The following is a 24,008-nucleotide window of genomic DNA, read 5'->3' as shown; positions in this document are numbered from 1 at the left end:
TTTTAATCCTTTCTATTAATTTATACTTTTAGCTTCACTTGAATCTGGAAATTGTTTTTTAAGTGCTGCATAAAAATTATTTGCTTTTTCTGTTTCATTAATTGCCTTCAACGAATTTGCGGTATTTAATAAAATTAAAGGCATATTAGGAGCTTTTACCCCTTGAATATTATATAAATCTGAACTTGTTTTATAATAATATATAGCATTTTTATAGTCTTTTTGTGCGTATGCAATTTGTCCTAAATAAAAATTACATTGTGCAGGTTTATGTTTTGCATTTGCTAATTCTTCAAAAATTTTTGCGGAATTTTCATAATCTTTACTATTATATAAACTTATAGCATTTGCCATTTTTTGAGCTGGAGTTTCATTTTTAGCTGCAACCTCATTTGCTACTACTTGCTGAGTTGTAGATTTTACAGCTTTATTCTCGCCCAAGCTACTAACTAAATTTGTTAATTCACTTAAAGCCTTTTTTAACTGATTAATGCTGTTTTTTTGATTTTTTAATTCTTGTTTTATTTCAGAAATATCTTTATCATAAATATCAAGTTTTTCTTTTGAAAACTTTTCTACTTCTAATAATTTACCTTCAAAATTATAAGTTTTGTTATTCAAATCATCAACTACACTTTGAATACCTTCAATTCTTTCTAAAGCCTTATTTGTTTTAAAATCAACACCAGTATAATCTTTACTAAGAGTTTCAACCTTTTTTTTGTTCTCTAATAAAACTTTTTCATTTTCTGTTAGCCCATAAGGCTCTTTAATATTTATATTACCTGCATTAAAGGCTGAAGTTTCTGCGTAAATAATAGGGGCTAAAGCCCCTATAAAAAGTATTTGTTTTAGCATAAATTAAAACTGAACTTTTGTTTCTGCTCTACGATTTTGAGCATCGCATTCTTTTGTTTTATCATTACATACTGGGTTGTTTTCGCCATAGCTTTTAATTGTAATTCTTGAGCTGCTAACTCCTTGAGATTCTAAACCATCTTTAACAGCTTTAGCTCTTTTTAAACCTAAAGCTTGGTTATATTCTTCACTACCCCACTCGTCGCAGTTACCTTCAACAACAATATTTAAATCTTTACCATCTTGATTTAATAAACTTGCGTTATTTGATACTACGCCATACATATCTGAACGAATATCATATTTGTCAAAGTCAAAATATACTTTACCTAAAGAATTATTAATTCTTTCTAGTTTAGTATTAATATCTTCCTTAACATCTACATTCATATCTGGAGCAACCTCCACTTTTTTTGGAGCCTCAACTGTAGCCTTTTGACTACAACCAACAACTAAAGCTGCTAAAGCAACTGCATAAGCTAATTTTTTCATTTTTTTCCTTTCATAAAAAGTAATTGAAATTATAATTTCCAAAACTAAAAATTTATTTAATTACCAATCCAAAGTTGAAATTTTACCAACTTTTAGTGGGAAATGATACACTTTATTCTCATCAAGTCTTAAAATTCCTAAAGAACTTTGCATTCCTAATAATTTTATAAACATAATCGTCTTACCATCGCTACTAAAATTAGGGAAAATATTTCTACCATTTAATGTCAATTGTCTTACATATTGCGAATCAGTTGCCATAACATATAAGTTAAAATCTCCTGATTTTTCACGACTTGAATAAACTATATAATTATTATAAACACTAAAGGCAGAATTGTTTTTACCATGATAAACTAATTGAGTTGCATTAGTTTTATCAAGACCTTGTAAATATAAATTAGGATAAGAACTTCTATCGCTAACAAAAGCAAAACTATCACTACCTACAAATCTTGCACTAACATCTATTCCTTTATACATAGTAAGTCTTTTTGTATTTTTAGTATTTAAATCTAATAAAAATATTTCTGGTTGATCTTCTATAGTTTTTGTAATTAACGCTTTAGTTCCATCTTTGCTAATATCACTAAGTGCTAACATACCAGAACCTTGAGTAATTAAAGTTTTTTGATTATTCAATAAATTATATTTATATATACTCAAAATATCTTTATTATAATCTGTATAATAAAATTCATTTTGATTGCTATTTGCCCATTTTGCAAATAAATTTAACCCACCTTGCATAATAATTTTTTGATAATTTAAAGTGTAATCTGCAATAAGAATTTGACTTTGCTTAGCAGCTATTTTTCTAGTAATTAAAATCTTTTTATTCATCCAATCTAAATCTGCTAATTTTAAGTCCTTAAACATTTGTGAAATTGCTTTGTGAGATAAAAACACATAAGCACTTTTTGGATAAGTAAAAGTATTGTTATACTTAATTTCATTATTCATACCCTTAAGAGTTATGCTTAACTCATAATTATTTCCTACAGGATTTAAATTATAATTTAATTCATAATTTGCATTATTTTCATTAGTAATTTCAAATTTAGAACTTACTAAAACATCATTTTTAATTACCTTATCAAAATCAAAATTAACCAAACTACTTGTAGTTATTCTAATCTTAGGCAACACCTCTTGCTCGCTAACCACATCCATAATAATATCAGCAGTTAAGCATACTAAACTAAAACATAATAAAAATATCTTTTTCATTTTATCTCCTTGATACTTAATATAACCGAAAGCCTTAAACTACCACTATAATCTTGTTGATTTGGTGGAATTCCTAAATTTTTGTTTTGTTGATTAATAGTTTGTATAAAAATTCTTGCCTTTTGTCTTAAAGCAGAGCTTTCATTAAAACCATTATCTTTGATTTTTATTATACCATTTTTTGATATTGTAAAAGCTACTTCAAAAATTTCCTTATCATTAATATCTGAACTATTAGCAGTTACTAAACTCCAAACATTTTTCAAATACGCATTCACTCTACCAAAATATTCATCATAAATTCCAGAAACCTTAGCAGATGTTTGTGTAGTCTCTGAATTATTATTTGACTTAATTGTTGTATTAGCTAATTGTGATTGTATTTTTTTTAAAGCATCTAATTGTGATTGATTTAATTTATTTTCTTCTTGCTTAGTTTCCTTTTTTGGATTTTTTCTTTCACTTTTGCTAACTTTTAAATCCCCAAACAAACTACTTAAATCACTATCACTATCTTTACTATCAGTTTGTTGTTCTACTTTTTCATTTTGTTCAATTACTTTATTTTGATTATCTTTTGTAGCATTATCATTGCTTGTATTTTCTGTACTTTTATTTATTTTTTTTGCTACTTCTTTAGTATAGTCTTGTTTAACCTCGGCTGGAGTTTCAACATTATCTTCTACGAACAATATATCCACTTCACTATTGCCATATTTAATAACTTCTTCATTTTTAGCAAAAATATTTATTAGCAAAATAAATATTAATATAGTAAGCACATATATTAAACAAGATAATAAAAAAGCTTTTGATTTACTCATTTTGTTTGAAGTGAAATTTTTACAAATCCTGCTTTTGAAAAAGTTGATAATACTTGCATTAGCTTATCGTAACTTATATCTTTATCTCCAGATATATAAACTATTTTATCTTTATCAAATTGATTTTTAATTAAACTAAAATTATCAAAAAAAGCAATATAAGGATATTTTTTCTTATTTAAAACTACTTCATCTTTTGTAATGCTTACGAAAATATCATCTTTTTTTGCTTTGCTAACACTTGATTTTGAGCCATTTGGTAAATTAATATTTTCATCATATTTTAAATTAGGAATTACTAGCATTAAAATTACCAATAACACTAACATAACATCAACTAAAGGAGTTATGTTTAACTCTGGGTCTTCGTGTAAAAAATCATTTTTCATCGCTAATAATCTTTATTTGACTCTCTAAAATATTTAAACATTCAAATACTTTTCGTTTCACAATTAAATGAAATGTATAAGCTAAAATAGCAGAAATAATCCCACTAGCAGTAGCTATTAAAGCATGACCAATTGGAGAAGCGATTTGAGTAATATCACCATTTCCATTTAAAGATATTAAAGTAAAGTATATTGAAACAACGGTTCCAAACAATCCTATAAAAGGCGAAGTAGTAGCAATAATACTAAGCCAAGTAAGGCCTTCGCTAAGATTTTTAGAAGCTTCATTATAATAAATCTCTAATTTTTTCATAGAACCTTCACAAGGTTTAAAATAAGCCTCAAAAGATAAATCTTGATTTTTTAATAACCTATCTAAAGTTCTTAATTCTTCTTGATAAAATTTAGAAATATTGCTTAAGCGATATAAAAAAATCGCTAAAGCAATAATAGAATAAAAACCTAAAATCCCAACTGCTAATAAAGTAGCTAAGTCAAAATCCGAAATCAAATTCATTTAGAATCCAGTCTTCCTAAAGTTGCGGCAAGGGTTGCTGAATTTGCACCTGCTGATTTTAATAATTCTTTAGCTTCTTCTAACTTTTTTTTGCTTATTGAATTATCATTACCACCTAGATAAACAGCACCTTGAGCTAAAATAACAACACTATTTTCATCAACTTTTACATGGCCTGAATCAATAGCTATAAGCTCCTTTGAACCATCATAATTTTCCACACTAATTACACCAGCTTGAAGCAAAGAAATTACAGAAGCGTGGTTTGGCAAAACACCAAACTCACCTTCACTTCCTGGCACTAACACTGATTTAACTTCTGAATTAAAGATTTCTCCGTGTGGAGTAACTATTTCTAAAGTTAATTTATCCATATTAAGCCTTTAATTTTTCTGCTTTCTTAATAGCCTCTTCAATATTTCCTACCATATAAAATGCGTTTTCAGGTAAGTCATCATATTTACCTTCTAATATACCTTTAAATCCAGCTATAGTTTCTTCAAGGCTAATGTATTTTCCAGGACTACCTGTGAAAACTTCAGCTACGAAGAATGGTTGTGATAGGAATTTCTCAATTTTTCTAGCTCTTTCAACAACTAATTTATCTTCTTCGCTAAGTTCATCCATACCTAAAATAGCTATGATATCTTGTAAATCTTTATATTTTTGAAGCACACTTTGAACTCCACGAGCTACCTTATAATGCTCTTCACCAATAATTTGCGGGTCAAGCATTCTTGAAGTTGAATCAAGTGGATCAACCGCAGGATAAATTCCTTTTTCAGCAATACTTCTATTTAAAACCGTTGTAGCATCTAGGTGAGCAAAAACGGTTGCAGGCGCTGGGTCTGTTAAGTCATCAGCAGGAACATAAACAGCTTGAACTGAAGTAATTGAACCTTTTTTAGTTGATGTAATTCTTTCTTGGAATTTACCCATTTCACTTGCTAAAGTTGGCTGATAACCAACAGCTGAAGGAATACGACCAAGTAAAGCTGACATTTCTGAACCTGATTGAGAAAATCTAAAGATATTATCAATAAACATTAAAACATCAAGTCCCATTTCATCTCTAAAATATTCAGCCATTGTAAGACCTGTTAAAGCAATACGATTTCTTGCCCCTGGTGGTTCATTCATTTGACCATAGCATAAAGCAACTTTATCTAAAACATTGCTTTCTTTCATTTCATTATAAAGGTCATTTCCTTCACGAGTTCTCTCACCAACACCAGCAAATACTGAATAACCACTATGTTTAAACGCAACATTGTGAATTAATTCCATAATAATAACTGTTTTACCAACACCAGCACCACCAAATAATCCTACTTTACCACCTTTTGCATAAGGAGCAAGTAAATCAACTACTTTAATACCAGTTTCAAATATTTCACTTTTTGTGCTTTGGTCTTCAAATTTAGGTGGTTCTCTATGAATAGCCCATTTTGTTTCATAATTTTCTGGAGCACCTTCATCAATTAAATCTCCAACCACATTGAAAATTCTTCCTAAAACTTTTTCCCCAACAGGAACACTAATTGGAGCACCTAAGCTAACAGCTTTAGTTCCTCTTACTAAACCATCAGTCATATCCATAGCAATAGTTCTTACACGGCCATCACCTAAATGTGCTGCTACTTCTAATATTAAACGAATTTGCTTACCTTCAACCTCATAATTTACTTCAATAGCTTCATTGATTTGTGGTAAATAATCGCTAAATTCAACATCTACAACAGGTCCTAATACCTGAGATATAAATCCTTGCATATATTCTCCTATTCTTTCATTGATTCAACACCACTGATAATTTCAATTAATTCAGTAGTTATGCTTTCTTGTCTTGCTTTATTATAAGCTAAATTAAGTTCTTTAACCCTTGCTTTAGCATTATTAGTTGCGTTATCCATTGCTTGCATTCTAGCACTATGTTCAGCTGCTAAACTATCTATCAATGAATAAAACATACTATATTCTATATATCTTTTTAATAATTCTTCTAAAACTTCCTTTTCTTCAGGTTCAATTTCTAATAAAGAATTTGAATTAGTAATTTCAGAATTACTTGAATCTACAGGTAATAAATTACACACTGATAATTCTTGAGAAATCATATTTTTATAGCCATTATGAACTAATATTATCTTATCAGTTAATGCTTTTTCATAATCACTAATAGCTAAATTAATAATTTCTCTAGCTTTTTCATAATCAGGTGAAGAACTAACGCCTGTATATTTATCTAGTATTTCAATTTTTTGAAAATTAAAAAACTCAATACCAACTTTTCCTATAGCTCTTAATCTAGTTTTAATACCTTTTTCTTTATTTTCTTTAATAATTTTACTAACTTCTTTTAAAGTTTTTATATTAAAACCACCGCACAAACCTTTGTCCGAAGTAATAAATACAACATCCACAATCTTAATCTCATGCTTACCAAAAAATCTACTATCTTTAGCCATATCAAATTGATTTAGCTTAAACGAAATTTCTTGCATAACCTCTTGCAATTTACTTGCATATACTTTAGACTTCTTAGCAAGCTCTTCTGCTTTTTTTAATTTAGCAGTAGACACTAATTTCATAGCATTAGTAGTCTTTTGAGTATTATGAACGCTCTTTATTTTTCTTTTTATCTCTTTTAAATTCGCCATTACAAAACCTACGCTTGTGTTGCTTTAAACTCATTTAATAAATTTTTAATTTTATCTTCTAAATCACTATCTAAAGCTTTTTTAACTCTAATTTGCTCAAAAATCTCAGGAGACTTTGTTTCAATATAAGCATATAAATCATTTTCAAATTTAGTAATCTTATCTACAGCAATATCATCTAAAAATCCTCTAGTACCTGCATAAATTAGAACTATTTGCTTTTCAATAGCTAATGGGCTATATGGAGGTTGTTTTAATACTTCAACCATTCTTTGACCACGCTCTAATTGTTTTCTTGAACTCTCATCTAAATCACTTGCAAATTGTGCAAATGCTTGCAATTCACGATATTGCGCAAGGTCTAATCTTAATGTTCCTGATACTTGTTTTGTAGCTTTAATTTGAGCAGAACCACCTACCCTAGATACTGATAAACCTACGTTAATAGCAGGACGAATACCTGAGTTAAATAAATCTGTTTCTAAGAATATTTGTCCATCTGTAATTGAAATAACATTAGTTGGAATATATGCTGAAACATCTCCTGCTTGAGTTTCAATAATAGGTAAAGCTGTTAACGAACCTGCACCTAAAGCATCACTTAATTTTGAAGCTCTTTCTAATAATCTTGAGTGTAGATAGAATACATCGCCTGGATAAGCTTCACGACCTGGAGGACGGCGTAAAATCAAGCTCATTTCACGATAAGCTACTGCGTGCTTACTTAAATCATCATATACTATTAAGGCATGTTTGCTATTGTCTCTAAAGTACTCACCCATTGTAACGCCTGTATAAGGAGCAAGGTATTGAAGAGCCGCTGAATCACTCGCAGTTGCACTTACTACTATTGTATAATCCATAGCTCCGTGCTCTTCAAGTTTTTTAACAACTTGCGCAACAGTGCTTTGTTTTTGTCCAATAGCTACATAAATACATACAACATTTTGACCTTTTTGATTAATTATGGTATCTACTGCTACGGTTGTTTTACCTGTTTGTCTATCTCCAATGATTAATTCTCTTTGACCGCGACCAATTGGAACAAGGGCATCAATTGCTTTAATACCTGTTTGTAATGGCTCATGAACGCTTTTTCTAGCCATAATACCTTTAGCTTTTTCTTCAACAAATGCAGTTTTTGTAGTATTTATAACACCTTTTGCGTCGATTGGCTCTCCTAAAGCATTAACAACACGACCAATTAATTCTTCACCAACTGGAACTTTTAATAATTGTTTTAATCTTTTAACAGAGCTACCTTCTTTAATATTTGAAAAACTTCCTAAAACTACAACACCAACACTATTTTCTTCAAGGTTTAATGCCATACCTTTTTCGCCATTTTCAAATTCAACCATTTCTCCTGCCATAACATTTTTTAATCCAAAAACATTAGCAACACCATCAGCTATTGAAATAACTTTACCAGTTTCTTCAATTTCTAAATTTAAATTAAAATTCTCAATTCTTTCTTTAATAATTGAGCTAATTTCATTTGCGTTAAAACTCACTGTTACTCCTCTTAAATTGCTTTCATTATATGCTGTTTGATTTTATCTTTTAATGAAGTTTCTGATACTATTATTTCATATCCTAAGTCTTCAATATAAATCTTTATTTCATTTTTATCATGAATTATATTTTTTAGTTTTATTTCTTTTTTAAAATAATTTGATAATTCTTTTTCGTGCTTTAATATATCATTATCACTAATTTTTTCTTTAGAATAAATATCAGCATAATAAATATTATTTTCTAAAGCTAATTTTTTAACTAATCCATCATAAACAACTGGAACTTTATCAAGTTTATTATTTACTCCTAATACCTTTAAAAAATTAATAATTTCTTTTTTATTTGTATTAGATAAACTCACTAAAAACTCTATCTTTTTATCTAAGCTAATGCCAACTGCATTTATTATCACTAATGTTTTTTTATCTTTAAAGGCTTCTTTTAAAATCTCAAAACAAGATATAAATTCTTCCCTATCTTTTCTTTGCATTATTATATTTACATACTTTTCCATTAGCTAACTTTCCTTGAAACAATATCTAATAAATCAGATTGTTTTAAATTAACATTAGTATTTAAAAGCTCTTCTATAAGTTCTTTGACAACTTCTTCTTTAGCCTTTTTCTCTTCAAATATTTTTTGCTCTTCATAAGATTTTTTCATATTTTCTATCTCATTATTAGCATCTTTTAAAATATTTTCATTTAATTTTATAGCTTGTTCTTTAGCTAATTCTATTAGCTTATCAGCCTCGTTATTAGCTATCTCTATTTTTTTAATTGCTTCTTCTTTATTTTTTTTAGCCTCATCTAAGCTTTTTTCTATTGATACTAATCTATTTTTAATATTATCAATTCTATCACAATATATCTTTTTAATTGTTTTAGCAAGTAATAAATACATCATAACAGCAAAAATTACAAAATTTATAGTTCTATAGAAAATATCTGTATCACTAGCCAACAAATAAGTAGGTAATAAAATCCATATTAATCTGTTCATAAAGCAACCTTAAATTTTTTCTATACTTGCTCTTAAAGCATTTTCACACTGAAACAAATCAGCTTTCAACTCATTTTTAAACTGAATTTTTTTTGCTTCAAGTTCAGTTAAAAATTTCTGATAGTCTAAATCAAGACTAGCCTTTTTTTCTGCTATAGCTTTGCTTGCTTGCTCTTTTGCTACGGCAACTTGCTCGCTTTTGATGGCTTGAGCTTTAGCTCTTGCATCAGCATAAATCTTAGCAATTAATGTTTCATTATTACTAGCGTCTGTGTTATTTTGCTGAATTCTAGCTTCATCTTCTTTTATACCATCATCTCTATTTTTCATAAAGGTTAGTAATGGTTTGTATAAGATGTAATCTAAAATCCAAAGCAATATTAAAAACAACATAGCTGTTAATAACATCATTTTAAGATCTAAGTCATCAAACATACATTCTCCTTATTTTGATAAAACTTTATATTAACATAAAAAAATCAAATAATATTTAAATTATAAGTTTTTTATAGCATTTTCAACAAAATTTTTAGTATTTTCTTGATTTAAATTAAATATAAGTTTGCCATTTTGTATTTTAAAATCTATTTTAAATTCTTTTAATTTTTTTAACAAACTATCATCAATTATGTTATTTGTATTTTTACCCTTGAGTTTATTTGCTAGTTTTTCACAATCTCTAACATTTAATTTTTGACCAATAATTGTATTTACTAAAATCTTTTCATCTTCTTTTTGACCTGCTATTACTTTAGCATGACCTGCACTTAATTTGCCATCAATAATTAATTTTTGAGTATCTTCACTAAGAGTAAGTAATCTTAAAGTATTTGCTATATTTGCTCTACTTTTTTGAATACTATGCGCTAATTCTTCTTGAGTAATTTTTCTAACTCTCATTAACTCTTTATAAGCTAAAGCAAGTTCAATAGGATTTAAATCTTCTCTTTGAATATTTTCAAGTAAAGCTAATTCTCGTGTTTTACTTGAATCTATATTTGCAATAATTGCTTTAATTTTTGTTTCACCTAAAGCTTTAATAGCCCTTAATCTTCTCTCGCCAGCAATTAAAAAATATTTAGTTACTTTTTCTAAATTTTCTCCATTTTCCATTGCCTTTTCACAAAGCTCATCAGCATCTATTACAACAATTGGTTGTAATAATCCATGATTTTTAATGGAATTAGCAAGTTCATTTATACTATCTTCATTAAAACTTTTTCTTGGCTGATATGGATTTGGAGTTATATCATCTATACTAATATCTCTTATAGTATCTAAATCACTTCTAAAAACTCCACTTAACTCATCATCATAAGCTAAAGATATATCATCTAAAATACTACTAAAATCTGAACCTAAAGATTTTTTTGCCATTTTCTATCCTATTAAAGAATGTGCTAAGCTTTGATAAGCAACACAACCTGGAGATTTTATGTCATACAATATTATAGGTTTTCCAAAACTTGGACTTTCTGCTAGTTTTACATTTCTTGGAATTATTACTATCTCTCCATCTTTTCTAAATAACTTGCCACTTAAATGCTTTTTAAGTTCGGCAACCGTATCTTTTGAAAGATTATTCTGTGGGCTATACATAGTAGGTAAAATTCCCCTTATTCTTAACTTCGGATTTATTGCTTCTCTTATATTATGAATCGTCCTTAAAATATGTGCCAAACCTTCTAATGCTAAATATTCACATTGAATCGGGATTATTACATCAGTGCTTGCTGCAAGTGCATTAATTGTGATATTTCCTAATGCAGGTGGCGAATCTATTATTATATAATCATATCTATTTACAACATCTTTTAAAGCTTTTCTTAAAATTTGTTTATTATTTACACCTGTTCCTAATTCTTGCTCAAAATTAGTAAGAACAATATTTGATGGAGCAAGGTCTAGTTTATTCAAACTTGTCTTTAAAATAATCTCATCTAATGTTTTTTTACCACTTAATACATGATATATATTAAATTCAAAATCACTTCTTTTAAATCCGTATCCTGTGGTAGCATTACCTTGTGGATCCATATCTATTAGTAAAACACTTTTTTCAGCTACCGCAAGAGAAGCTGCTAAATTCACTGCCGTTGTTGTTTTACCTACCCCACCCTTTTGATTAGCTATTGTTATAATTTCACTCATCTTAAACTATATATCCTTTTGTTATCTACTAAAATAGAACCATCTTCATATAATTTTACATCATTTAATGAATAAGTATTATCATCATTTTTAAAATAAAACGATCTACTTAATTCAAAATCACTCTTATAATAATCAAAAATTTCTTTCCAAGAAATATTAAGATTTATTCTATCAAAAAAAGTTTTAAGTAATGTTGAATATGAAATATCTATATCTAAAATATTAGCATCTACTGGTGCTGTAGTTATATTTATACCAATACCACAAACTAATTTATCTTTTATTTTTGCAGTGATTAGCCCTCCAATTTTTTTATTATCTAAATAAAAATCATTAGGCCATTTTATAAAAACTTTTGAACCAAATTCTTTTAAGACTATTTTCATTATCATAGAATAATATATACTAGCTGATTGAATAGGTAAATCATCTGGTAAATTATCATTAAAAAAAGATAAATATAAATTATTTTTTATATCTAAATTAAATTTATTATATTCATCAAAAAATATAAAATCTATATCTTTAAAATACTGATTATGAATCTTAGAATTTATATTGCCAAATGAATCGGTATTATCGCTAATCCAATTTCTATTACAAGAGCCAATTCCGTTAGTTTGTTTAAGCGTAGCCAATGCAAATGCGTGTTCTTTAAAACCATTTCTAATAGCATTTATAAGCTCAACTTGAGTTGAACTTATACAATTACAAAAAGCTAGATTATACAATGCTATCTCCTTGTTTTAACCTTTTACCATTTACATATACATTAGCATCTAAAGACTTTTTACCTGCATCTTGCAATTTATAAACTTTTAAGCTGCCTTTTTTACAAGTTAAAATTAAATAATTTTTACCTATTTCTTTTATAAGCCCTTCTTTATTATCACTTTCACATTCATTCAATTCAAGTTCATTTAACTTTAAACCATTTTCTAAAAATATATTAGGCCAATCATAAAATGCTAAATATTTTTGATATATTTCTTTAGCATTATTTAGCTCAATTAAACCATCTTGTTTTTTGATAATTTTTGTATGAGTTGCCTTTGAATCATCTTGTTTAATAGGTTGAAAATAATTTGGATTTTCTAAAAATTCCAAAAGCATTTTTGCTGATAATTTAGACATTTTGTCAAATACTTGTGGAGAATTTAAATCCTTAATATTTAATTCTTGTTGATATAAAATATCTCCAGTATCAAGACCTATATCCATATTCATAAGTGTAACTCCACTTACAATATCACCATTTAAAATAGCACTTTGTATAGGTGAAGCTCCTCTATAATAAGGAAGTAAACTAGCGTGAGTATTAATACAAGGTGCTATGTCTAAAATCTCTTTTGGCAGTATTTTTCCATAAGCTGCAACTATTATAAAATCTGGTTTTTTATTGCTAATTAAATTTCTAATCTCTTCATTATTTCTTAAGCTTTTTGGTTGTGCTAATTCTAAGTTTAGTTTTAACGCAATCTCTTTTACCGGACTTGGAGTTAATATTTTTTTTCTTCCAACTTCTTTATCTGTTTGGGTTAAAACTAGACTTACATTATGAAATTTACTAAGCTCTTCTAAAATAAATGCCGAAAATTCGGGCGTGCCCATAAATACTATATTTTTTTTCATGATATACCTAAAAATTAAGATATGTTATTCAAATAACATTTTTGATAAAGATAATTTTAACTCTTTAATACCATCATTAGTAACTGAAGATATTTTTGTAACAAAAACTAAATTATCATATCTTTTTAAATACTCATTTAAAAGTTCTAATTCTTGAATTAAATTCTCTTTAGCCACATCACATCTTGTGATTGCAACTGCAAATTTAAAATCATTCAAGCCATAAGCTTCAAGTTCTTTGTATAAATTAATAAATTGTTCTTTAATGCTCATTTCTTTAAAACTATCTAGCATAAATAATAAGCATTTTGACCTTGATATGTGTTTTAAGAACTCATATCCTAAACCTTTTCCTTCACTAGCACCTTCTATAATTCCTGGTATATCAGCCATTACAAACGAGTAATCATTAATATCTACAACACCTAATTTTGGAGTAAGAGTTGTAAATTCATAATCAGCAATTTCTGGCTTAGCATTACTTACTATACTAATTAAAGTAGATTTTCCGACATTAGGATATCCAACTAATCCAACATCAGCAATTAATTTTAATTCAAGTCTTACTTCTAGACTTTCTCCTTTTTTACCAGGTTGAGCGTATGTAGGTCTTTGATTAACAGAACTTTTAAAATGTCTATTTCCAAGGCCACCTAAACCACCATTTAGTAAGACTATTTGCTCTCCTAAACTCGTAAAGTCATGTAAGATTTCATTGGTATTAATATCAATAATTTGAGTACCTATTGGAACTTTTATTTCTAAATTCTCGCCTTTTTTACCACTTTTATTTCTAGGTAATCCACAATCACCATTACTAGCCTTTAAATGTGTTTTGCCTTTAAAATGCGCTAAAGTATGAAGATTATTATCACAAATAACCACTACATCGCCACCACGACCGCCATCGCCGCCATCAGGACCACCTAGTGGTACATGTTTTTCACGGCGAAATGAGCTAGCACCCGCTCCGCCGTTACCAGAGCTCAGCCTAATTTTTATACTATCAACAAACATTACCTAAGCTCCTTTTAATTTAAATTATACTGCAGGATATACAGAAACTTTTTTGCGGTTTTTGTCTTTTCTTTCAAATTTAACAAAACCATCAACTAAAGCAAAAATAGTATGATCTCTTCCCATACCAACATTTGCTCCTGCGTGAGTTGCTGTTCCTCTTTGGCGAATAATAATATTTCCAGCTCTTACAAATTCTCCACCAAATTTTTTAACACCTAAACGTCTACCTATAGAATCTCTATTATTTTGAGTTGAACCTTGACCTTTCTTGTGTGCCATTGTATTTCTCCTTACGCTTTAATTTCTTTTACTACTACGCGAGTAAATTGTCTTCTAAAACCTCTTTTTAATTTAGAGTCTTTTCTTCTTCTTTTCTTAAAAATTACAACTTTTTTATCTTTTCCTTCGTTGATAACTTCAAGAACAACTTTCGCTCCACTAACAAAAGGGGTACCGATTTTTAATTCTTTATCGTTAACAGCTAAAACATCTGTAACTTCTACGATAGACTTTTTCTCTGCTTCAAAGCGATCTAACTTTAATTCGTCGCCAACACTTACTTTGTACTGCTTACCGCTATGTTTAAAAATAGCATACATGATTCATCCTTTGTAATTTAGTAAGTCCCATCAAGCACTTTAAATATTAGAAATTTAAAGATTTAAATAAGCTTAAATGAGTTGTAAAAAGCGAATACTATCAAAAAATCATTAATTTTTATTTAAAAATTTATTTTTTTTGCTACACTAATGCTATTTTTAGTTTAAAAGGAAACAAAAACATGAGTTTTGAAGGAAGAGACGAACTAGTTAATTCTAGTATTAATTATTTTGAAAAATATACACACAAATTTATTAATAACATACAAGCTTATTATAGAAGCGAAGGCAAAATTTTATCAAAAAATTGTGAAGATGCTTACGAAGAATTATTTTCTATGTTACTAACAAAAGATTTTAGTATAGAAAGAGGTAAGGAATTAGCCAAGACAAAAGACTTTGATAGAGCTTGCTTTTTTGAATTTTTATTAAAAACTTATATAGATTTTTCTAAGCATATTATGAATAATGGATTAAACAACAAATTAGTTGTTAATCTTGCCTTTGCATTGGAAAGATATGGTTCAATTTTTTGCACAATTTGTCACGATTCTACGACTGCACAAAGTTCAATTAATGTATTTTCGGCAAGTAGTTCTGGTGGATTTTTTATACACGAGAATTTTATAGATACATTTAAAAAAATGTATTCTGTAGGAGAAAAATTAGAATTTTTAAATCTTTATAATGGTGTTCCTGTTAGAACTTACGGAGAAATTTTACAAGTTGAAGATGCGAGTATAGTTGTAAAAGTTGATTTAATGCAAATTTTAGCTATGAAAGAAGAAGATTGTGCTTATATAGTTCAAAATCAATATTTACAAAAAAATATTAAAGCAAATATTTTATCTGTTAATATTGTAAATTGCACGGTAACTTTAAATAATTTTGAAAGCCAACCATATATGCACGCATTAAAAAGAGCATATCCTAGAGTGCATCCTAATGAATTTACTAAAATAGCACTAACTCATGAAGATGGAAGGGTTGCTAATGGAAAATTATTTGATATTTCAGAAGGTGGAATTGGTGTTGTTTCTAATGAAGATGTAGGATTTAAAAGAGGTGATATTTTATCATCTTATATTTGTTTACATATGCCTCATTCAAATGAAGCAGTTGAGTTTAATTTAAAATTTAAATTAGTTGTTTTAATTGTATATCAAAATGCTTACAGATATTGTTTAGAGATTTTACCAGACCAAGAAGATGCTAAAAAAATCCAAGAATTTGCAAGCAGAAGAGTAGAAGAAACTTTAGTAGAGCTTAAAAATCAATTAAGCCTATATAAAAGAGATTAAGATATGAATTTTATTACATTCATAATTGACTTATTTACAAATAATAATTTAATTTGTATGCTAATAGCCTATTTAATAGGCTCAATTCCTTTTGGATTAATATATGCTAAAAAATTTGCAAATGTTGATATTAAATCTCAAGGTTCAAAAAGCATAGGAGCTACAAATGTATTAAGAGTTGTAAAACAAGTTAATCCAAAATTGGCTAAAAAATTAGCAATAGCTACTATGTTAAGTGATTTTTTAAAAGCTATGCTTCCAATTTGTATTGCTATGTTTTTAGATATAAGTGAGGCAACAATTTGGGCTATGGCAGTTCTTAGTGTTATAGGACATTGCTATAGCATATTTTTAAGCTTTAATGGCGGTAAAGGCGTAGCTAGTGGGGCTGGAGCTTTAATACTATTAGTTCCTTATTCTGTAATTATAGGTCTTATTTTTTGGCTAATAATCGGAAAAGTATTTAAAATATCTAGCTTAGCATCATTAATAGGATTTAGTATTGGAGTAATTAGTGCAGAATTTTTATACCCTAATATTAGTATTAATTCTCACGCACCAATATATTTAATATTGTTTTTTGTGTTCTATAAACATATACCAAATATTATTAGATTGATTTTTAAAGACGAATGCAAAGTCATATAAAAATAAAAACAAAATTTAAATGCATAATAGGCTTATTGGAATTTGAAAGATTAGAAAAGCAAACAATAAGCCTAAAAATAAATGCAAAAGCTGATAGTTTTTTAGACTATGCTAAAGTAACTAAATTATCAAAAAAATATTTAAAATCAAAAAAATTCTTTACCTTAGAAAAAGCTAATAAAAAACTAGCAAAAAAAATAAAAATCAAATTTCCACAACTAAAAAAAATAAAAATTGAGATTATTAAATTAGAGATTATGAAAAACACAAAACTTAGTGCTAAATACAAAAAAAAATATTAAAATAACTTTAAAAAAACTTGAATATTTGCTTAAATTGTGTTAGCATAACCTTAATTTTACTTTAAGGAAAAAAAATGCGTATTTTAGTAGTGGAAGATGAAATATCTTTAAACAAGACACTAGCCGAAGGTTTAACTGAATATGGCTATCAAATAGATGCGTGCGAAAATTGTAAAGATGCTGAATATTATATCGGTATTAGAAACTACGATTTAGTATTGACAGATTGGATGCTTCCTGATGGTGATGGCACTGACTTAATACATGTTGTAAAACATAAATCTTCAAGAACTTCAATCATAATTTTATCTGCAAAAGATGATAAAGAAAGTGAAATAAGCGCTTTAAAAGCAGGTGCTGATGATTACATTAAAAAACCTTTTGATTTTAATGTATTATTAGCTAGAATTGAAGCAAGACTTAGATTTGGTGGGTCAAATACAATTAAAATTGATAATTTAGAAATAGACCCAGATGAAGAAAAAATTACTTATAAAGGTAAAGAAATTGAATTAAAAGGTAAACCTTTTGAAGTATTAACCCATCTTGCAAGACACTCTGATCAAATAGTATCAAAAGAACAATTATTAGATGCAATTTGGGAAGAACCTGAACTTGTAACTCCTAATGTAATTGAAGTTGCAATCAATCAAATTAGGCAAAAAATGGATAAGCCTTTAGGTATCTCAACTATTGAAACAATAAGAAGAAGAGGCTATAGATTTTGCTTTCCCAAAAAAGCATAAGAAATAAATTTTTCTTGCAACTAGCATCTACTATTACGGTGCTAGTTGTTATTTTTTCAGTTCTGTCGTATCAAATTCTAAAAATTAATATAATGCAAAATGAATTTGATAATTTAATCAAAAATGCTATTAGTATTATTGAAGTGAATAATAGTTCAAACTTTATTATTTTTAAAGACTATAAAATAATTCATTTAGATAAAAAAACTATGAAACCAAACTTTCAAATAATCAATGAAAACGATAAAAAAGTCTTGATTTTAACATATCCTTACAATGAATTTGGGGATTATATAATATTAAAAAAAGATATAAGTCAATCAAGTAAAATTCTTGATACTATTTTTATATCTTTATTTTTAATAATTATTATTGCTATTAGTTTGATTATTTTTTATTCATTATTCTTATCAAGAATATTATCAATGCACCTAAAAGAATTAAGCGTTAAAGTTAGTAGGTTTGATGATAACTTTACAAATAGATTAGATTATAAAAACTATCCATTAGAGTTTAAAGAAATCATAAGTAGTATTAATCACTTAATTACTAGAATTCAAAACTATAATATGTCTCAAAAAGAACTATTTATAGGAATTGCTCACGAATTAAAAACTCCTTTAGCAGTTATAAAAGCTAAAAACGATGTAACGCTAATTAAATCAAGAGATAGTGAATATTATATTCAAACCATTAAAAACTCTAACGATAGCATAGATAATATCAATAAAATCATAAATGAAATTCTTAAAATTGGTAGATTAGAAGGTGCGCAATTTGAAGAGCCAAATGAAATAGACTTAATTGATTTTATTAGACAAGAAAGCAAAAATTTTAGCCTATTAGGCTCAAAAACAGGACAAAAAATAGAACTTAATCTAAACCCAAATGAATTAAAAATAAAAATACAAAAAACCTTATTCTCACAAATTTTACAAAATTTTATTCAAAACGCATTTAAATTTTCTCAACCAAATACAACAATAACAATTACAACTTTCATCAATAATATGACTTTTTATCTACATGTAGATGATATGGGTTGTGGAATTAGTGAAGATAAAGATTATTTTGCACCATTTAAAAGATTTGGAGATAAAGAAGGCGTTGGATTAGGACTTTATTTATCAAAATCAGCTGCAACCGCACTAAAAGCTGAAGTATCATTAGAAAATAGAAAAGATATGCAAGGAACAAGGGCTATTTTTTCTATGAAAATCAAAAAAAATTAAGAGAAGAAATATGGCAAAAAAAACTGCAATTATTGATTTAGGTTCAAACGGAATTAGGATGGCAATATATGAAAAAACTTCAAGATATGGTTTTTATATATTAAACGAACAAAAAGTTAAATTTCGTTTAGCACAAGGTGCTTATGAACAAGATAATGTATTGGTAGAAAAACAAATCAAAAAAGCTTACGAAATAATAAAATATTTTAAAACTCAAGCGCTTAATTTTAAGTGTAATAAAATATTTTGCATAGGAACATCAGCTCTAAGAGATGCAAAAAATAAATCTGATTTAATTAACCTATTAAAAAAAGATTTAAAACTCAATATCAAAACTTTAAGTGGAATGGAAGAAGCATATTTAAGTGGTTTTGGAGCTATTAATTTACTACCTAAATTAGATGACAAATCAATTTGTTTAGATATTGGTGGTGGTAGTGCTGAATTGTGTTTGTGTGAAAATACAAAAGTAGTTAAAACTTTCTCGCTTGACCTTGGAACGGTGAGATTAAAAGACTTATTTAAAGACAAATTTAATAAATTAGAAAAATATATAGATAATTATTTAGAGCAAATCCCTGATGATTTTAAAGCTTCTATCTTAATTACAATAGGTGGCTCATTAAGAGCTATTAGCAATGCTATTATGGAAAAAAATAATTATCCTTTAAGTCAGGTTCATGCTTTTTCTTATCAAGTAGATGAAGAAAGTGAATTTATAGAAAAAATTATCAATTGCAAAAATTCAGAACTTAGCTCGCTAGGAATTAAAAAAGAAAGACACGATACCATTAAAATGGGTGCTTTAGTCTTTTATAAAATAATTAAAAAATTAAAAATCAAGCAAATAATTACAAGTGGTGCTGGAGTTAGAGAAGGAATATTTTTAAAAGACTTATTTAAACACCACAAAGGGTTTCCAGCCAATTTTAATCCGAGCTTAAAAAGTCTTGAAGATAGACTAATTAAATACAAATCAGGCTCACTGGTTAGTAATGTTACAAGATTATTTAATACTTTAAATGAAATTCATTATGTTGATAAAAAATATCTAAAACACTTAACATATGCAGCAAAATTAATTGAGACAGGTTTATTACTTAGCTATTATTCAAACCACAAACATAGTGCTTATTGTGTTTTAAGTGGTCTAAATTTTTGTATAAAACACGAAGATAAAGCACTAATAGCAACTATAATAGAACAACACGGCAAAAAAATAAATTATGAGAATTTAAAATTAAAAAAATTATTGCCAGATGAAAATACCATATCTTGGCTTAATTTTATTCTAGCATTTTGTAATGCTTTAAATAAGGCTAAAGAAAACGAAATTTGTGATTTTTCTTATAAAAATAAAACTTTATATATAACAAAAAATACAAATAATTTCATTATGCAAGAAGCTATTAAAAAGATTAGCAAGCCAAAAAGTTTTAATGTATATATAAACAATGAAGAGATTTAACTCTTCACTAATTATTTAATAGAATTAATAGTCTTTAAAATATAATTTTTTGAGATTTCAAGTTTTTCTTTTTCATCTTTATTTAAGTCTAATTCAAGAACTTTTTTAATACCACCCTTACCTACTACAACCAATCTTGAATAAGCTAAATTATCTTGAGTAAAACTAATAGGTATGATTAAATTCTCATCATCTTTAATAGCTTTAATAATTCTTGCAATTACACTTCCTATTCCAAATTCTGTTTTACCTTTTACTTTAAAAATCTCTCCGCCCTTAAAGCGAACTCTGTTTTCAATCTCATCTAAATTAAGGTTAAACTCATTAATATTTTTACCGCCCACAAAGGCATTGCTCTTATAAAAAAACTGCGTATCTCCGTGCTCTGCTAGCATAAAAGCATTTATATTTTTATAAGAAATTCCTAATTTATTAGCAATTTCAATCTTAAGCCTTGCACTATCAAGCGTTGTGCCTGTGCCAATTACTTTAAAAGTATCTAAGCCGCTTAATTTTTGAGCGTAATAAACAATGCTATCATTTGGATTTGTAGCTATTAAATATATACCATTAAAGCCCTTTAAGGCATTAATAATTTCTTTTAAAGGTTCATAATTAGCCTTAAGTTCAAGCGTTCTATCAGGCTCAATGCAAGTTGTATATGCTAAGACAATAAGATCACATTTTACTAATTCTTCTACCTTGCTAACAGCAAAAATTTTAGAATTTGAATTGGTATTTTCAAGACTATCTTCTAAATCAATCTTACTTGCGTTTGCTAAGCCATCTTTAATATCGTATAAATAAAGCTCGTTTGCTATATTTTGACTACTTAGCATAAAACTTGCAGCCGAACCAACGGCTCCAAGTCCAATAATTCCTATTTTCATTTTAATAAACTCTTAAATAATTCAACGCTATCAAGCTGCTCCCAAGGATAACTTGCAACTCCAACTTGCCCATAAGTTGCAACATCAGCATAAGAAAATCCAGCTTTACTAGGCTCATCTAATCTAAATTTTTCTTTAATCCATCTAGGAGTTAATGCGAAATTTCTTTCAACAAATGCACTTAAAATATTATCATCAACACTTGCATTTGTCCCCATACAATCAACATTTACGCTAATTGGTTTTGCAATTCCTATTGCATAGCTAATTTGCACTATACATTTTTTAGCTAAGCCACTTGCAACTATATTTTTTGCTACATATCTAGCTGCATAAAGCCCACTTCTATCAACTTTTGTGTAATCTTTTGAGCTTTGTGCCCCACCACCTATTGGGCTATATCCACCAAAACTATCCACTATTAATTTTCTTCCCGTTAAGCCACTATCGTGAAGGCTTGAGTGATTTACATATCTTCCTGTTGGATTAATATAAATAATGCAATCATCTTTATTAAATAGCTCTTTTGGTAAGCCCGAATTACAAATTAAATTCATAATTTTTGAGCGAACTTCATCAAGACTTAGACTACTTACACTAGGAGCTGAAACTACTATTGTATGGATTTTTTTAGGCTTACAATTTTCATAATTTTCCTTGCTCTCATAATCAATTGTAACTTGAGTTTTAATATCTACTCCAAATTCGTGTGGATTATTTAGAGCATATTCATATACTTTATTACAAATCATTCTCGCATAAAAAATCGCAGCAGGCATAAATTCAGGTGCTTCGCTACTTGCAAAGCCAAACATCATACCTTGATCACCTGCTCCTATTTCTCCACTTTCTTGATCTACGCCTTGATTAATATCATTACTTTGCTCGTTTAATAACACTTGCACTTTAACATCACTTGGGTGTAAGCATTCAGCCTTGCTAAAATGAGAATTTTCTTTATAACCTATTTTAATTAAAGCGTTTTTAACTACTTCTTCATATTCACTTTCACTAACCTTTAAATTAGATTTAATCTCTCCACCAATTATTACATTCTTTCCAGCGACAAAAACCTCACTAGCAACGCGAGCGTTTTTATCATAATTTATATGCAAATCAACAATGCTATCAGCAATGATATCAGCACATTTATCAGGGTGTCCTGCACTTACTACTTCACTTGTAAATAAATACATTTATTATCCTTTAATAATTAAATTTTGCCTAATTTTAGCCTTTATAGTTAATGTTTTGTAAGAGAGATTTGCTATATTTTTGCCTTTTTAAGGAGATATTATGAGCGTCTTAAGTTCAATGATTAAAAGATATAAAAGTACTAATTTAATTATAAAAATTATGATTGGTATTGTTGTAGGTGTTTTTGTTGGAATTTGTATTCCTAGTTTTACTGATTATACTTCTTTATTAGGAGATTTTTTTATAGGTGCTCTAAAAGCAATTGCTCCGATATTAGTATTTATTTTAGTTCTTAGTGCAATCTCTACTAGAGAATATGGAAATGGAACTAAAAAAATAAAACAAGTAATAATTTTGTATTTAATAGGAACTTTCTTAGCTTCTGTTTGTGGTGTTGTTGCTAGCTTTTTATTTCCTACAAAACTTATATTAGAAATACCAAATAATATTGATTTAACCCCGCCAAGTAGTGTTGCTATGGTATTTAAAGATTTATTATTTAAAATGATAGAAAATCCAGTAAGTGCATTAGCTAATGGAAATTATATTGGAATTTTAACTTGGGCTATAGCTGCTGGAATTGCACTTAAAACTTGCTCAAAAGAAGTAAAAAAAGTATTTATAGATATTAATGAAGGCACTATTAAAATTGTTGCTTTCATAGTTCGTCTAGCTCCTATTGGTATTTTTGGTCTAGTAAGCACAAGTGTTGCTAAAACTGGTGTAGAAACTTTAGCTGATTATGTTTTATTACTATTAGTATTAGTTGGAACTATGCTATTTGTAACATTTGTAATCAATCCATTAATAGTATTTGTAGTTACTAAGAAAAATCCTTATCCATTAGTTTGGGTTTGTATAAAACACTCTGCAATTTATGCGTTTTTTACAAGAAGTTCAGCTGCAAATATTCCTGTAAATATGGCACTATGTTCAAAAATTAATGTTGATAAAGAATTATATGGAGTATCAATTCCACTAGGTGCTACAATTAATATGGCTGGAGCTGCTGTTACTATTTCTGTTTTAGCACTTGCTGCAGTTCATACATTAGGACTTAATATTACTTTTACAAACGCTATACTACTTAGCTTTTTAGCTGCATTTGCTGCTTGTGGAGCTAGTGGGGTTGCTGGTGGCTCACTTTTACTTGTTCCTTTAGCGTGTTCATTATTTGGGATAAATGATGATATTGCTATGCAAGTAGTTGGGGTTGGCTTTATAATTGGAGTTATTCAAGATAGCGTTGAGACTGCTTTAAATAGCTCTACTGATGTGCTATTTTCTGCAATTTGTTCTGATACTAAAATAGATTTAAGTAGGGTATAA

At 27.9% G+C, this 24,008-nt stretch carries 29 protein-coding genes; 7 read left to right on the top strand and 22 right to left on the bottom strand.

What is annotated here, in order from left to right; all coding sequences use genetic code 11:
• Positions 1–15: 15 nt before the first annotated feature.
• Genes AVBRAN12642_RS03205 through rplU form a run of 20 tightly spaced genes read right to left on the bottom strand, consistent with a single transcriptional unit; the run spans position 16 to position 14,895 of the window.
• Positions 16–858 (bottom strand): tetratricopeptide repeat protein, encoded by an 843-nt coding sequence (locus AVBRAN12642_RS03205; RefSeq protein WP_336607935.1) that lies wholly within the window; start codon positions 856–858, stop codon positions 16–18.
• Between the two features lie 3 nt (positions 859–861).
• A complete protein-coding gene (locus tag AVBRAN12642_RS03200) occupies positions 862–1,350 on the bottom strand; it encodes an OmpA family protein (protein WP_214117365.1) in 489 nt (162 codons plus the stop codon).
• A 60-nt stretch (positions 1,351–1,410) separates the two neighbouring features.
• Positions 1,411–2,580, bottom strand: coding sequence for a Tol-Pal system protein TolB (tolB, locus tag AVBRAN12642_RS03195; protein WP_336607934.1), 1,170 nt, complete (start codon positions 2,578–2,580; stop codon positions 1,411–1,413).
• Complete coding sequence (locus AVBRAN12642_RS03190; RefSeq protein WP_336607933.1) at positions 2,577–3,404, bottom strand: hypothetical protein; 828 nt, start codon at positions 3,402–3,404, stop codon at positions 2,577–2,579. Before AVBRAN12642_RS03190 ends, tolB begins: the two co-directional genes overlap by 4 nt.
• The gene (locus tag AVBRAN12642_RS03185) at positions 3,401–3,793 is read right to left on the bottom strand and encodes a biopolymer transporter ExbD (RefSeq protein WP_214117368.1); all 393 of its coding nucleotides are present in this window, start codon (positions 3,791–3,793) and stop codon (positions 3,401–3,403) included. The genes AVBRAN12642_RS03190 and AVBRAN12642_RS03185 overlap by 4 nt, the downstream gene beginning before the upstream one ends.
• A complete protein-coding gene (locus AVBRAN12642_RS03180; RefSeq protein ID WP_214117369.1) occupies positions 3,783–4,310 on the bottom strand; it encodes a MotA/TolQ/ExbB proton channel family protein in 528 nt (175 codons plus the stop codon). The genes AVBRAN12642_RS03185 and AVBRAN12642_RS03180 overlap by 11 nt, the downstream gene beginning before the upstream one ends.
• Positions 4,307–4,684 carry an ATP synthase F1 subunit epsilon gene (gene atpC, locus AVBRAN12642_RS03175; RefSeq protein WP_214117370.1) on the bottom strand — a complete coding sequence of 126 codons (378 nt, stop codon included), beginning with the start codon at positions 4,682–4,684 and terminating at the stop codon, positions 4,307–4,309. Before atpC ends, AVBRAN12642_RS03180 begins: the two co-directional genes overlap by 4 nt.
• A gap of 1 nt (position 4,685) precedes the next feature.
• Positions 4,686–6,083 carry a F0F1 ATP synthase subunit beta gene (gene atpD, locus AVBRAN12642_RS03170; protein WP_214117371.1) on the bottom strand — a complete coding sequence of 466 codons (1,398 nt, stop codon included), beginning with the start codon at positions 6,081–6,083 and terminating at the stop codon, positions 4,686–4,688.
• Positions 6,084–6,091: 8 nt separating this feature from the next.
• Positions 6,092–6,970 carry an ATP synthase F1 subunit gamma gene (gene atpG, locus AVBRAN12642_RS03165; protein WP_214117372.1) on the bottom strand — a complete coding sequence of 293 codons (879 nt, stop codon included), beginning with the start codon at positions 6,968–6,970 and terminating at the stop codon, positions 6,092–6,094.
• A gap of 8 nt (positions 6,971–6,978) precedes the next feature.
• Positions 6,979–8,484, bottom strand: a complete 1,506-nt coding sequence (gene atpA, locus AVBRAN12642_RS03160) for a F0F1 ATP synthase subunit alpha (protein ID WP_214117373.1) — start codon at positions 8,482–8,484, stop codon at positions 6,979–6,981.
• An 11-nt stretch (positions 8,485–8,495) separates the two neighbouring features.
• Positions 8,496–9,002, bottom strand: a complete 507-nt coding sequence (locus AVBRAN12642_RS03155) for a F0F1 ATP synthase subunit delta (protein WP_214117374.1) — start codon at positions 9,000–9,002, stop codon at positions 8,496–8,498.
• On the bottom strand, positions 9,002–9,490 hold the full coding sequence (locus AVBRAN12642_RS03150; protein WP_336607104.1) for a F0F1 ATP synthase subunit B family protein: 489 nt from the start codon (positions 9,488–9,490) through the stop codon (positions 9,002–9,004). The genes AVBRAN12642_RS03155 and AVBRAN12642_RS03150 overlap by 1 nt, the downstream gene beginning before the upstream one ends.
• A 9-nt stretch (positions 9,491–9,499) precedes the next feature.
• On the bottom strand, positions 9,500–9,925 hold the full coding sequence (locus tag AVBRAN12642_RS03145; RefSeq protein WP_214117376.1) for a F0F1 ATP synthase subunit B family protein: 426 nt from the start codon (positions 9,923–9,925) through the stop codon (positions 9,500–9,502).
• A gap of 60 nt (positions 9,926–9,985) precedes the next feature.
• Positions 9,986–10,867, bottom strand: a complete 882-nt coding sequence (locus AVBRAN12642_RS03140) for a ParB/RepB/Spo0J family partition protein (protein WP_214117377.1) — start codon at positions 10,865–10,867, stop codon at positions 9,986–9,988.
• A 3-nt stretch (positions 10,868–10,870) separates the two neighbouring features.
• The gene (locus AVBRAN12642_RS03135) at positions 10,871–11,641 is read right to left on the bottom strand and encodes a ParA family protein (RefSeq protein ID WP_214117378.1); all 771 of its coding nucleotides are present in this window, start codon (positions 11,639–11,641) and stop codon (positions 10,871–10,873) included.
• Positions 11,638–12,375, bottom strand: a complete 738-nt coding sequence (locus AVBRAN12642_RS03130; RefSeq protein ID WP_336607105.1) for a biotin--[acetyl-CoA-carboxylase] ligase — start codon at positions 12,373–12,375, stop codon at positions 11,638–11,640. The genes AVBRAN12642_RS03135 and AVBRAN12642_RS03130 overlap by 4 nt, the downstream gene beginning before the upstream one ends.
• A complete protein-coding gene (gene fmt / locus AVBRAN12642_RS03125; protein ID WP_214117380.1) occupies positions 12,368–13,276 on the bottom strand; it encodes a methionyl-tRNA formyltransferase in 909 nt (302 codons plus the stop codon). The genes AVBRAN12642_RS03130 and fmt overlap by 8 nt, the downstream gene beginning before the upstream one ends.
• A 24-nt stretch (positions 13,277–13,300) precedes the next feature.
• A complete protein-coding gene (obgE, locus tag AVBRAN12642_RS03120; protein ID WP_214149696.1) occupies positions 13,301–14,293 on the bottom strand; it encodes a GTPase ObgE in 993 nt (330 codons plus the stop codon).
• A 24-nt stretch (positions 14,294–14,317) separates the two neighbouring features.
• The gene (rpmA, locus tag AVBRAN12642_RS03115) at positions 14,318–14,575 is read right to left on the bottom strand and encodes a 50S ribosomal protein L27 (protein WP_214117382.1); all 258 of its coding nucleotides are present in this window, start codon (positions 14,573–14,575) and stop codon (positions 14,318–14,320) included.
• A gap of 11 nt (positions 14,576–14,586) precedes the next feature.
• Complete coding sequence (rplU, locus tag AVBRAN12642_RS03110) at positions 14,587–14,895, bottom strand: 50S ribosomal protein L21 (protein ID WP_214117383.1); 309 nt, start codon at positions 14,893–14,895, stop codon at positions 14,587–14,589.
• Positions 14,896–15,077: 182 nt separating this feature from the next.
• On the opposite strand from rplU, the gene AVBRAN12642_RS03105 reads away from it, so the two are divergent.
• The 6 genes from AVBRAN12642_RS03105 (at position 15,078) to AVBRAN12642_RS03080 (ending at position 20,592) form a co-directional block, all read left to right on the top strand.
• Entirely contained in the window at positions 15,078–16,196 is a 1,119-nt protein-coding gene (locus tag AVBRAN12642_RS03105; RefSeq protein ID WP_214120243.1) for a PilZ domain-containing protein, read from the top strand.
• 3 nt (positions 16,197–16,199) lie between these two features.
• Positions 16,200–16,844, top strand: coding sequence for a glycerol-3-phosphate 1-O-acyltransferase PlsY (plsY, locus tag AVBRAN12642_RS03100; protein WP_214120244.1), 645 nt, complete (start codon positions 16,200–16,202; stop codon positions 16,842–16,844).
• Complete coding sequence (locus tag AVBRAN12642_RS03095; protein ID WP_214117386.1) at positions 16,829–17,146, top strand: dihydroneopterin aldolase; 318 nt, start codon at positions 16,829–16,831, stop codon at positions 17,144–17,146. Before plsY ends, AVBRAN12642_RS03095 begins: the two co-directional genes overlap by 16 nt.
• Before the next feature lie 74 nt (positions 17,147–17,220).
• The gene (gene hsrA, locus AVBRAN12642_RS03090; RefSeq protein WP_214117387.1) at positions 17,221–17,892 is read left to right on the top strand and encodes a response regulator transcription factor; all 672 of its coding nucleotides are present in this window, start codon (positions 17,221–17,223) and stop codon (positions 17,890–17,892) included.
• A 38-nt stretch (positions 17,893–17,930) separates the two neighbouring features.
• Positions 17,931–19,124 carry a sensor histidine kinase gene (locus AVBRAN12642_RS03085; RefSeq protein ID WP_336607932.1) on the top strand — a complete coding sequence of 398 codons (1,194 nt, stop codon included), beginning with the start codon at positions 17,931–17,933 and terminating at the stop codon, positions 19,122–19,124.
• 10 nt (positions 19,125–19,134) lie between these two features.
• A complete protein-coding gene (locus AVBRAN12642_RS03080) occupies positions 19,135–20,592 on the top strand; it encodes a Ppx/GppA phosphatase family protein (RefSeq protein WP_336607931.1) in 1,458 nt (485 codons plus the stop codon).
• Positions 20,593–20,603: 11 nt separating this feature from the next.
• Here AVBRAN12642_RS03080 and AVBRAN12642_RS03075 read toward each other — a convergent pair whose 3' ends face one another.
• On the bottom strand, positions 20,604–21,482 hold the full coding sequence (locus AVBRAN12642_RS03075; RefSeq protein WP_336607930.1) for a lactate/malate family dehydrogenase: 879 nt from the start codon (positions 21,480–21,482) through the stop codon (positions 20,604–20,606).
• Positions 21,479–22,678: a methionine adenosyltransferase gene (gene metK / locus AVBRAN12642_RS03070; protein ID WP_336607929.1), complete on the bottom strand. Its 1,200-nt coding sequence runs from the start codon at positions 22,676–22,678 to the stop codon at positions 21,479–21,481. The genes AVBRAN12642_RS03075 and metK overlap by 4 nt, the downstream gene beginning before the upstream one ends.
• 100 nt (positions 22,679–22,778) lie before the next feature.
• Here metK and sstT point away from each other — a divergent pair, with 100 nt between their 5' ends.
• Complete coding sequence (sstT, locus tag AVBRAN12642_RS03065; RefSeq protein ID WP_214117392.1) at positions 22,779–24,008, top strand: serine/threonine transporter SstT; 1,230 nt, start codon at positions 22,779–22,781, stop codon at positions 24,006–24,008.

The sequence above is a fragment of the Campylobacter sp. RM12642 genome, from assembly GCF_020137635.1.
Lineage (GTDB): Bacteria > Campylobacterota > Campylobacteria > Campylobacterales > Campylobacteraceae > Campylobacter_E.
The sequence above is the reverse complement of the archived record's forward strand: the minus strand, read 5'-3'. Positions and strand labels throughout refer to the sequence as shown.

Bases quoted from the DNA above. Each gene is read 5' to 3' on its own strand.
- AVBRAN12642_RS03205 (WP_336607935.1), bottom strand. From the start codon at position 858: ATGCTAAAACAAATACTTTTTATAGGGGCTTTAGCCCCTATTATTTAC.
- AVBRAN12642_RS03200 (WP_214117365.1), bottom strand. From the start codon at position 1,350: ATGAAAAAATTAGCTTATGCAGTTGCTTTAGCAGCTTTAGTTGTTGGT.
- tolB (WP_336607934.1), bottom strand. From the start codon at position 2,580: ATGAAAAAGATATTTTTATTATGTTTTAGTTTAGTATGCTTAACTGCT.
- AVBRAN12642_RS03190 (WP_336607933.1), bottom strand. From the start codon at position 3,404: ATGAGTAAATCAAAAGCTTTTTTATTATCTTGTTTAATATATGTGCTT.
- AVBRAN12642_RS03185 (WP_214117368.1), bottom strand. From the start codon at position 3,793: ATGAAAAATGATTTTTTACACGAAGACCCAGAGTTAAACATAACTCCT.
- AVBRAN12642_RS03180 (WP_214117369.1), bottom strand. From the start codon at position 4,310: ATGAATTTGATTTCGGATTTTGACTTAGCTACTTTATTAGCAGTTGGG.
- atpC (WP_214117370.1), bottom strand. From the start codon at position 4,684: ATGGATAAATTAACTTTAGAAATAGTTACTCCACACGGAGAAATCTTT.
- atpD (WP_214117371.1), bottom strand. From the start codon at position 6,083: ATGCAAGGATTTATATCTCAGGTATTAGGACCTGTTGTAGATGTTGAA.
- atpG (WP_214117372.1), bottom strand. From the start codon at position 6,970: ATGGCGAATTTAAAAGAGATAAAAAGAAAAATAAAGAGCGTTCATAAT.
- AVBRAN12642_RS03155 (WP_214117374.1), bottom strand. From the start codon at position 9,002: ATGGAAAAGTATGTAAATATAATAATGCAAAGAAAAGATAGGGAAGAA.
- AVBRAN12642_RS03150 (WP_336607104.1), bottom strand. From the start codon at position 9,490: ATGAACAGATTAATATGGATTTTATTACCTACTTATTTGTTGGCTAGT.
- AVBRAN12642_RS03145 (WP_214117376.1), bottom strand. From the start codon at position 9,925: ATGTTTGATGACTTAGATCTTAAAATGATGTTATTAACAGCTATGTTG.
- AVBRAN12642_RS03140 (WP_214117377.1), bottom strand. From the start codon at position 10,867: ATGGCAAAAAAATCTTTAGGTTCAGATTTTAGTAGTATTTTAGATGAT.
- AVBRAN12642_RS03135 (WP_214117378.1), bottom strand. From the start codon at position 11,641: ATGAGTGAAATTATAACAATAGCTAATCAAAAGGGTGGGGTAGGTAAA.
- fmt (WP_214117380.1), bottom strand. From the start codon at position 13,276: ATGAAAAAAAATATAGTATTTATGGGCACGCCCGAATTTTCGGCATTT.
- obgE (WP_214149696.1), bottom strand. From the start codon at position 14,293: ATGTTTGTTGATAGTATAAAAATTAGGCTGAGCTCTGGTAACGGCGGA.
- rpmA (WP_214117382.1), bottom strand. From the start codon at position 14,575: ATGGCACACAAGAAAGGTCAAGGTTCAACTCAAAATAATAGAGATTCT.
- rplU (WP_214117383.1), bottom strand. From the start codon at position 14,895: ATGTATGCTATTTTTAAACATAGCGGTAAGCAGTACAAAGTAAGTGTT.
- AVBRAN12642_RS03105 (WP_214120243.1), top strand. From the start codon at position 15,078: ATGAGTTTTGAAGGAAGAGACGAACTAGTTAATTCTAGTATTAATTAT.
- plsY (WP_214120244.1), top strand. From the start codon at position 16,200: ATGAATTTTATTACATTCATAATTGACTTATTTACAAATAATAATTTA.
- AVBRAN12642_RS03095 (WP_214117386.1), top strand. From the start codon at position 16,829: ATGCAAAGTCATATAAAAATAAAAACAAAATTTAAATGCATAATAGGC.
- hsrA (WP_214117387.1), top strand. From the start codon at position 17,221: ATGCGTATTTTAGTAGTGGAAGATGAAATATCTTTAAACAAGACACTA.
- AVBRAN12642_RS03080 (WP_336607931.1), top strand. From the start codon at position 19,135: ATGGCAAAAAAAACTGCAATTATTGATTTAGGTTCAAACGGAATTAGG.
- AVBRAN12642_RS03075 (WP_336607930.1), bottom strand. From the start codon at position 21,482: ATGAAAATAGGAATTATTGGACTTGGAGCCGTTGGTTCGGCTGCAAGT.
- metK (WP_336607929.1), bottom strand. From the start codon at position 22,678: ATGTATTTATTTACAAGTGAAGTAGTAAGTGCAGGACACCCTGATAAA.
- sstT (WP_214117392.1), top strand. From the start codon at position 22,779: ATGAGCGTCTTAAGTTCAATGATTAAAAGATATAAAAGTACTAATTTA.